The sequence below is a fragment of the Pseudomonas sp. CFII64 genome (genome assembly GCF_000416235.1).
Classification (GTDB): domain Bacteria; phylum Pseudomonadota; class Gammaproteobacteria; order Pseudomonadales; family Pseudomonadaceae; genus Aquipseudomonas.
The window spans coordinates 1-280 of sequence record NZ_ATLO01000001.1 but is presented as its reverse complement, the minus strand read 5'-3'; the positions used below and the strand labels follow the sequence as shown (position 1 = coordinate 280).

The following is a 280-nucleotide window of genomic DNA, read 5'->3' as shown; positions in this document are numbered from 1 at the left end:
ACCACAAACCATCAAAACCCTCGGCACCATCACCTTCTCCACCTGCGGCGAAACCAGGCAGCCGCTGTTTCGCATAAATCCTGAAATCCCCATCGAATCCGCACTGGAACATGCCTCCAATTTGTTGGCCTGTGCCAGCGAAATCAGCCTCGACGCGGCGCTGGGCGATGCAGGCAAACAGAGTGTCTGGGCTGCGCATTATCTGAGCGAGATGGCGAAGGCAATTGTTGATGATGCGTTGGCGAGTAGCGCTGCGGCTCGATACGCTGAAGGTTGATTC

At 56.1% G+C, this 280-nt stretch carries 1 protein-coding gene; it reads left to right on the top strand.

Going from position 1 to position 280, the window contains the following annotated elements; translation table 11 throughout:
- Window positions 1-10 precede the first annotated feature (10 nt).
- On the top strand, window positions 11-277 hold the full coding sequence (locus CFII64_RS00005) for a DUF3077 domain-containing protein (protein ID WP_044901053.1): 267 nt from the start codon (window positions 11-13) through the stop codon (window positions 275-277).
- Window positions 278-280 lie beyond the last annotated feature (3 nt).